The organism is Nostoc sp. UIC 10630, assembly GCF_010747425.1.
GTDB lineage: Bacteria > Cyanobacteriota > Cyanobacteriia > Cyanobacteriales > Nostocaceae > Nostoc.
The window spans coordinates 1-7,878 of sequence record NZ_JAAGOG010000288.1 but is presented as its reverse complement, the minus strand read 5'-3'; the positions used below and the strand labels follow the sequence as shown (position 1 = coordinate 7,878).

At 39.6% G+C, this 7,878-nt stretch carries 6 protein-coding genes and 1 pseudogene; 3 read left to right on the top strand and 4 right to left on the bottom strand.

The genetic code is table 11. The features are described from left to right. The first annotated feature begins 344 nt into the window (after window positions 1-344). A complete protein-coding gene (locus tag G1O98_RS35160) occupies window positions 345-884 on the top strand; it encodes a group 1 truncated hemoglobin (RefSeq protein ID WP_163938557.1) in 540 nt (179 codons plus the stop codon). Window positions 885-989: 105 nt separating this feature from the next. Here the strand turns inward: G1O98_RS35160 and G1O98_RS35155 are convergent. From G1O98_RS35155 to G1O98_RS35145, 3 genes and pseudogenes are all read right to left on the bottom strand, one after another. Continuing rightward, window positions 990-1,291: pseudogene (locus G1O98_RS35155) on the bottom strand (antibiotic biosynthesis monooxygenase). Between the two features lie 80 nt (window positions 1,292-1,371). After that, window positions 1,372-2,724 carry an MATE family efflux transporter gene (locus G1O98_RS35150; RefSeq protein ID WP_163938553.1) on the bottom strand — a complete coding sequence of 451 codons (1,353 nt, stop codon included), beginning with the start codon at window positions 2,722-2,724 and terminating at the stop codon, window positions 1,372-1,374. 464 nt (window positions 2,725-3,188) lie between these two features. Then, window positions 3,189-4,106, bottom strand: coding sequence for a metallophosphoesterase (locus G1O98_RS35145; protein ID WP_163938550.1), 918 nt, complete (start codon window positions 4,104-4,106; stop codon window positions 3,189-3,191). Window positions 4,107-4,241: 135 nt separating this feature from the next. Here G1O98_RS35145 and G1O98_RS35140 point away from each other — a divergent pair, with 135 nt between their 5' ends. Together G1O98_RS35140 and G1O98_RS35135 are read left to right on the top strand one after the other, a co-directional pair. Next, a complete protein-coding gene (locus G1O98_RS35140) occupies window positions 4,242-5,096 on the top strand; it encodes a hypothetical protein (protein ID WP_163938547.1) in 855 nt (284 codons plus the stop codon). A 96-nt stretch (window positions 5,097-5,192) separates the two neighbouring features. Continuing rightward, entirely contained in the window at window positions 5,193-6,026 is an 834-nt protein-coding gene (locus G1O98_RS35135; protein ID WP_163938543.1) for a YheC/YheD family protein, read from the top strand. A gap of 94 nt (window positions 6,027-6,120) precedes the next feature. Here G1O98_RS35135 and G1O98_RS35130 read toward each other — a convergent pair. Beyond that, a partial coding sequence (locus G1O98_RS35130) for a GAF domain-containing sensor histidine kinase (protein ID WP_243458633.1) occupies window positions 6,121-7,878 on the bottom strand: 1,758 nt, incomplete at its 5' end.

Here is a 7,878-nt window from a genome sequence, read left to right as displayed (position 1 = left end):
TATCAGTGGTATTATACTTCTTGCTTGATCAATCAAACAGAACTTATTTTAAAAGTAAGTGCTTTTAAAATAAGTTCTGTTTGGGCGCAAGATTTCCTAAAATTGCGTGTTCTATATTTCAGGCATTGCTATTAAAAAGGCTATAAAATAGACGAGAAAATCTTGGGTTTTCTCAGATATTTACTATGGAATAAAATCAGAACTACAAAGTTTTCTAGACATTCCATACAAATTTTAATAGGCATAAATTCGGTTATTTTTTAGGCTTCATCTTTGTAGCCGAATTTTATTGTGTGAAGTAACAAAACTGATCCTGCATCAAACTTAACAGAGGGGCTTTGACGATGAAAATACAAAACCTATTTACAAAGGTTTTCTGGTTGACATTGGTTTCTATCACAATCATGGTTGTGACTATTTTCAGGTTAAGTCCTAGTTTGGCTCGTTCCACGACAACACCACTAGTTTCAATACCCGTAGAGGAAGTGATTATAGCCCATAATTCAGCAGGAAGCTCTCTCTATAATAGATTAGGAGGCTACAATGCAATTGCCGCAGTCATTGACGATTCTGCAGGAAACATATTTGCTGACCCATTGATTGGTAAATACTTTATTGGCTTGAGTACCAACTCAAAACAGCGACTGCGTGAGTTGCTGATAGCTCAATTCTGCCAAGCAGCAGGTGGCCCTTGTGTGTATACTGGGCGGACTATGAAGCTTTCTCATAGTGGAATTGGTGGAGGTCTCACTAATGGTGAATTTTATGCTTTTGTTAATGATATAGCGCTAGCCCTTGATAAAAATGGGGTCAAGCAACCAGCGAAAAACGAAGTGCTAGGATTTGCCAATAGTCTTAGAGACCAGATTGTTGAGAAGTTATAGACCTGGGTGACGAACGATCGTTGATCCAAAAGTAGCACAGTTGCACGAGCAGAGTCGTACAATTGCGAAACCCCGATTTTTCAAAGAAGTCGGGGTTCTTATTTTTCATATTTCAATTCCTTCAAAGTGTTCAACAGTGGCAAATAGTTCATAAAAATGATGCAGAAGTTTTTTCTACTCTTGATACTCAGCAAAACTTCTAAATTCTACAGTATGAGATTCTAAAGTTTCCCATCTGACAAGTAATAAATATTTTCTTTCGACTTCTATACATCTATACATCTATGCAATTCATGGGATAAATATCCATCCATTGAGGAAATAATTTTAGAAGCTTCTTTGAAAGCAACTTCAAAATCGGATTCTAAACCAGGCTTAACAGGAAGCATAACTGCCTCAAGAATCATGTAGTCTTTGGTGAGAATTAAGCTAATGTTAACGCGATGTGCAACTTAATATTCTGACCTCTCTCCTTTTAGGCTATCCATTACCCGTGGTTAGTTGTTTTGTTGCTAAACCTCCAAGTCATGACTATTGCAGCGATCGCTAAACCAATAGCTAGTCCCCACCAAAGACCAATAGCTCCATACCCCGACGAGATCCCGAAAGTATAACCAGTAAATAAACCAACAAACCAATAAGCAAAAATACCAATAAGCATAGGAATTCGAGTGTCTTTTAGTCCGCGTAATGCGGCACCCGCAGTAACTTGCACACCGTCAACTATTTGAAAAATCGCTGCCACTCCAAGCAATTTAACTGCAAGGGCAACTACATCTGCATTGTTTGGATCGTTAATGTCAATATAAAGAGAAATAATTGACTTTGGTACTAACCAAAATGTAATGCCTACTATACCCATAGATAGACCTGCAATAGCAATACCTACATATCCAGCCAAACGAGTAGCAAGCAGTTTATTCTGTCCAACTAACTGCCCAACACGTACTGTTGTCGCTAGAGAAATGCCTACTGCCATCTGGAATGATATCGAAATTGTTTGTAAAGCAATTTGATGGGCAGCAAGAGCGTTTGTTCCTAATTGTCCTATTATGAAAGTAACAACGGTGAACAGTCCCCCTTCGACTGCAATCAGCCCCCCAATGGGCAATCCAACCTGAAAAATCTCACCAATTATTTGGCGATGCTTTAGGGAAAAAGCTTTTTTAGATAAAGGTCGAAAAATACCGTAAACTGCAAAGCGAGGCTGATTACATATATAAACTATTAAAGCAACAAACATACTCCAAAGTGAAAATGTGCTTGCCCAACCGATACCAGCTAAACCCAGCGCAGGGAATCCCAGTTTGCCAAACATCAGCACATAGTTAGCTGTGAAGTTGAGCAGAGTACCCAAAACCACAGTTACCATCACTAATTGCGGTTGCAATAGAGCAGAAAGAAAGCTTTTAAGTACTGCAAAGCCTAAAGCAGGAATAAAACCCAGTGCGATCGCTCTTAAATAAATCTCTGCTAGTGCTACTGTGTTAGCATCCTGCCCTAGTAGAAGTAGTAAAGTACCTCCATTGTAAATCAGTAATGTAGTTGGTATTCCTAGTACCAGAGATATCCCTAGTCCAAGGCGGACAATTGTGCCAACTTTTTCTCTATTTCCAGTCCCGTATGCTTGGGCAGCTAACGGACTGACAGCAGAAATGATACCACTAACGATCAACAGACAAAAACTAAAGAGAACAACTCCTAAACCTCCAGATGCAATAGTCTGACTTCCCAACCAGCCCATCATTACCGTATCCACAAAACCAGTTGCAGATTGGGCCAATTGTGCTGTTGCCAAAGGTACGGCTAACACAAGACATTTTTTAACTTCAGAAAACATATACTTATAACCCGATGTTAAGAACAAAGGGTTTTTTCCAAATCTAAACCCATATTCAGAAGATGCTTGCTGCTCCCGTGAACTTGAATATATCTTAATGGAGTCAGAGGATTCACGTTACAGTCTTACGGAGGAAAGACTAACGGAAGATGAATTGCTACTAGGTAACAACTAACGCGACAGTAAAAACACGTCTGTCCTGGCGAATGGAATAGAGCCTCCGGCACGCTGACGCGTTAAGCGAAGCTATGCCGTTGGCGCAGCCTCTAGTAGAGAAGGCTTTACGCGGCTATACAAACAAAACCCACCTCCGTGGGTTTCAAATTCTTCGAGTCCGCGTAGGCGCGATTTCTAATCGCTTGGTATATTTGCTTTTTGTAAAAGTATTTTATATAGCATCTGGTGCTTGGTACGATTCTAAAGTATTGTTGAGTGCAGAAGTAAGTTCTTGCTGAGTCATATAACTAAACTGATTTTAATTGAATAATGCCTTTATCAAATACGCGATTATTAGTAGCGATCGCACTTATTTCTATTCTATCTTTATACACCTCATAAGAGGCAAAACTTAAATCACTGGTAGAATACCCTGTCCACTCAGAACGCCCTACAGGACGATTACCAGCACCTGCACCACAAATTAAATAAGTTGTCCCATCAATAGCACGTGTGCGTTCATAATTGTGTTCGTGACCATTGATATAAAGTTGAACATTGTATTTTTTAAATAGGGGAGTAAAAGTTTTAATAAAATCTGGATTACTCCCATACTGACCAGATGAATAAATTGGATGATGACCAAACACTACTTTCCAAGGAGCATTACTAAGACTTAATTCTTTTTCTAACCAAGTTAGCTGGTTTTTCCAATCAGCATTACTGTTAGTATCCAAAGCGAAAAATTGTACTTGATTACGTTTAAATGTATAGTAACGTCCCTTCATATTAAAACCGACATACTTGACTTGTAAATCGCCATTGGCAGTACGAATATCGTGATTGCCTAAGCAAGCCTGGAATTTCACACCTTGTTTCAGCAAAGGTTGATAAGGACGCTCAAAAACTGCACTAATTTTTTCAATTTCGCCGTTATTGTAAATATTGTCTCCAGCTAAAACGACTAAATCATAAGGATTTTGTTTGTGATAGGCATTCATTGCCCCAGCCACAGCATACTGTCCTCTAGCCCCAGTCCCCGTATCAGCCACAGATACAAAACGTAATAACAAGTCTTTTTTGACTGGGTTGGCAGCTATAGCTGTAGTTGAATCGGTAAGATCAGCACTGTGATGATTTTGATTAGTTAACATCCAGGCTAAAAATCCTGTACTAAGGGCGCTGAAGCTACTTAAAAATAAAAATTGACGGCGTTTTAAGTTCATAATTCACCAAATTTGATAAATAGTCAGTTTAGCGGAAACAATGAGCAATGAAGTGATACATTAAGGCAAAAGAAGGCAGCACCAGTAATAATGTACGTTGTTTGTCTTTGATTCGCTGCTTTTGGTGAAAGTTCCATGTCACAAGACAATCAGTCAAAACCGACGGATGAACAGGTAAATCAACCTCCCCAAAAACCTTACCAGAGAGTTCAGCCATTTTGGAAGGCTAAAATTATCCAAGTTCTCCGAGGGACGATTGGGGTTTTAGAAACAACGGTGGACAAACTGGAGACAGCACCCCCACCAGGTACTAAGGAAACACCCGGCTTTTTCCAGCAGCTTCAGTTGCGATGGGGTGGACTGTTAAGGACAATCCGCTTGTTTTTGCCATCAAATTTATCAACAAAGTTATCAGATACAGCTTTGACGGGAATTGTGACTGGAATTGCTGTAATTCTCGTTTGGACAACTACAACTGTCTTTACTGGTAAACCTACTGAAATAGCAACAGTTCCTCCAGTTGAAGAGGTTCCTGCACCGACACCAACGATAACTACTCCACCGGAGTCAGTTGTACCAGAACCGCAGCCGCCACAGCCACCAGAGGAAATTACGCCGCCAGAACCTGAACCTGAACCAATTCCCACCCCAACGCCAACACCGACACCAGCTATAGAATTAACACCAGAACAAGCTTTGATTGTGGCTATTGAAAATCAGGTAGCCGAAATTAGCGATCGCATTGCCTCTGGTCTGATAAAGTCAATTCAAGCTAACTTCCGCACGAGTAACTTGACTGTCAAAATTAGTGACGATTGGTACACTCTCAAAGAATCTCAGCAAGACAAACTCGCTGCGGAGATATTACAACGTTCTCAAGAACTTGATTTTACCCATTTAGAAATTATCGACTCCCAAGATCATCTGATAGCGCGTAACCCAGTTGTCGGTACTGAAATGGTGATTTTTAAACGGCAAATAACAAGCTAAAATAATTCGTAATTCGTAATTCGTAATTCGTAATGGGCTTATCCGCCCTGCTACGCTAACTTAATTCGTAATTTTTATCTTTAACTTCAACTATTTATGTTAGATAACCTTTCGCTATTGCTCAAAGCTTGTGAAAATTTAAATATCAGCTATGAAATTATTCATCCGGCTGAAAACTTAGTAAAAATAAAACTGAATAATAAACAACATTTTTTTTGTAATTATAGTACTCCGATAATAAATCAAGCAGTAGCACAAATTATTAAAGATAAGGAATATACTTACCATATTTTAAAGAACAAAGTTAAACTTCCTCGGACAGTAGGTTTTCTTTCCCCTTTTTGTGACCTGCAATATAAAATTTACTTAAAATTTCCAAGTTTTGAAGATATTATATTAGAAATAAAAAAAACCTTTGAAACGCCTGTAATTGTTAAACGTAATTCTGGATCAAGTGGACATAACGTTTTTTTATGTCAGAATACAGATGAAGTTGAAACTGCTTTAGAAGAGATTTTTAATATCAATAATAAAAAGTATGATTACGTTGCGATCGCTCAAGAGTTCATTGACATAAAATCTGAGTATAGAGCCGTTTTTCTAAATAAAGAGTTAGTTCTGCTCTATGAAAAAGATATAACTAATGCAAAATTTGTAGGCAACCTCAGCCCTCTTCACTGGGATGGTGCGAAAGCAAAGTATATCAATGATCCACAAATATTGTCAGAGATTGCTAATTTCGCTAAACCAATTTTTGAAGAATTAGATATTGATTATGGTGGTTTAGATATCGTCTTAGATCGGGATAACCAATATTGGTTAATTGAAATCAATTCTCACCCAAATTATACTATTTTCACTAGAGACAATGGAGAGGAGCCTGTGTTGAGGATTTTTGAAAAAATGCTCATTAGCCTAGGATCAAATTGAAGAAATAAATCATCACAAAGATGCGATAAATCGCCGTCTCTACAAATACTGATTATTGTAAAGACGGCGATTTATCGCGTCTCTTGCTTAACTCCTAACTCAGCACTCTCATTGCCTGAGTTGGTATCCATACAGTAAAAATTGAGCCAATACTGATGGTTGATTCTACTTCAATTCGACCCCGATGAAGTTCTACAAGTTGTTTAGTTAAAGCTAATCCAAGTCCAGTGCCTTCGTAGCGGCGGCGATAGGGTGTATCGAGTTGCTGAAATTTTTCAAATAGTAATGGTAACTGTTCTTCGCGTATGCCAATCCCAGTATCTTCCACTTGAAAAATAGCGGTATCATCCTCCACCCAAAGGCGCAAGGTAACGTTACCACTTTCTGGAGTGAATTTAATCGCATTAGTTAACAGATTCGAGAGAATTTGTGCTACTCGTTCGGCATCGGCGGTAAAGCGATCGCGCCTGGGATCGATTTGCAAATCAAGGTTGAGATTAATTTGTTCGCTTGTTGCTTTTTTTCGTAGTGACTCCACAGCATTTTCGGCAACATTCACCAAAGAAAATTCCGAAATATTTAAAGCTGTCTTACCAGCCTCGATTTGCGATAAATCGAGGATGTCATTAATCATTTCTAATAAATGTTCTCCACTATCGTGGATTGTTTGCAGATAATCGCGTTGTCGCTGACTCAATTCACCCAAAGGCCAGCGTAACAACGTAGACGACATCCCAATCACATAAGTTAAAGGCGTGAGTAATTCGTGACTGATAGTAGCGAGAAATTCACTTCTGAGGCGGCTAGCAGCTTCGGCGGCGAGGAGAGCATCACGTAGTCCGATTGTGCGTTCAATAACTCGTTGTTCGAGAGTTTGTTTTTCTTGGGTGAGGGTTTGCATTAACTCAGCTTGGTAAATGGCGATCGCTAATTGTTCGGCGATCGCAATCAGCAAGTTTTTTTCACTATCAATCCACTGGCGTGGTTCATTGCACTGATGAGCAATCAGCAGCCCCCACAGCTTATCCTCAAGTATAATTGGTGCTGCCAACTTAGCCCGCACTTGGCTTTCCCTTAAAAAATTCAACAAACACTCTTCTAAAGCATAAGTTTTTTCGACATCATCCACAGCTAAGGTAAAGCCTTGGCGATACTTCTCCCAACATTGAGAGGTTCGCATAAAGCAATTCTTTTCTGTGTAATTCAACACGCAGGTAATCGCATCTGTAGCACGAGCTTCATAGACAATGTAACCTCCATGCTGTTGGTAATCTTCTAATAGGGATTGATTATTTACTGAGATAGAAGTTGAACGTTTCCCGTTATCCTCATCTGTAGAAGACTGGTATTTCTGAGTCTTGACTTTGGAACCTTCAAATTTATAGATTACTAATCGGTCTAATTCTAGAAACTCACGCACCTGTGTAATTGCCGTTGCCATAATGACAGGCAAATCCAAGCTTTTGCGGATCTGCGTTGTTACCTGATTCAACAACCGTTCTTGGGAAACCTGTTTTTTTAACGCATCTTCCACTGGCTGACAGATATAAACTGCCGGCGCAGTTGGGCTTGGAGGTGCTATTATTTCTTGGTTTGGCTGAGTTAGAAGATATTCTAATAGCAACAGCGAAAACTTACTCTGGAGGGTAGCATCATTGGGCCCAATAATTTGGCGATAGCGTTCGAGATTTTGGTGAGTATAGGAATCGCACTCAAACAAGTCTCTCAATTCGTGGAGAAAGGAAGCGATCGCCTCTAAATTAAATGTCAATCTAGCATTGAGTGCCGAATCAATTCCCTGCTCCTCTGCTCCTCTGCTCCCCTGCTCGTATGCTCCCCTGCTCCCCTGCTC